This window comes from Clostridium tyrobutyricum DSM 2637 = ATCC 25755 = JCM 11008 (assembly GCF_000359585.1).
GTDB lineage: Bacteria > Bacillota > Clostridia > Clostridiales > Clostridiaceae > Clostridium_B > Clostridium_B tyrobutyricum.
Map to the genome: position 1 here is coordinate 1 of NZ_APMH01000065.1, position 871 is coordinate 871.

1 protein-coding gene is annotated in these 871 nt (G+C 31.7%); it reads left to right on the plus strand.

The window, feature by feature from the left end; all coding sequences use genetic code 11:
* Positions 1-871: IS110 family transposase (locus J418_RS0115315; RefSeq protein ID WP_017896043.1), on the plus strand; the 871-nt coding region annotated here is incomplete at both ends.

The following is an 871-nucleotide window of genomic DNA, read 5'->3' on the forward strand; positions in this document are numbered from 1 at the left end:
ATAGGTAAATTTCAAGATGTCAAATATTCTTCTAACTTTGATATCGAAATCTACACGTTAAAATCTCTTTGTAGAGATTACTATAAATTTACTGATAGTAAATCTACATTCAAGAAAAAACTTTCTACTGACTTAAGAGTCATCTTTCCAACTTACAACACTGTTTTTTCAAATATAACTTGTAAAACATCAATTGCAATTTTAAAAACTTATTCCAGCCCTGAAGCAATCTTAAATGCTGATAGAGACGCCCTAATTGGCCTCATTTCAACCAATTCTCGAAAGGGACTGGTGCATAGTGAAAAAATTTATAACAAGCTATATGCTGCCGCTGAAGAAGCTGTTTATATTGGTCTAAAATCACCTAGTTTATTTGTAAAAATTATTAACACAATTACCATAATAGAGTCATTAGAAACTCAAATTAAAAACTTATTAAGAGAAATACATCTATTAATGCACAGCAATAGAATTTCTGCTGAATTCAAGAAAAATATTCAATTAATTTATTCAATACCAGGTGTTGGTGAACTAACTGCCATCACAATAATGAGTGAAATCGGCAATATCAAAGGCTTTATTAAACCTAAACACTTAGTTGCTTATTTTGGTATAGATCCTTCTGTCAACCAATCTGGTAAGTTTAACAGTAACAAAAATGTCATGTCTAAACGTGGTACCAGAATAGGACGGAGGGCCTTATACGCTGTCGCGTTAGCGTCAATACGCAAAAATAGAAGCGGTGAACCTATAAATAAAGTTCTACTTAATTTCTACAAGGAAAATATGAAAGGTAAAAGCAAGAAGGTCGGCTTGGTGGCAATAATGCATAAGCTAATCAATTACATATTTTCCGTTCTTAAAAACCAAA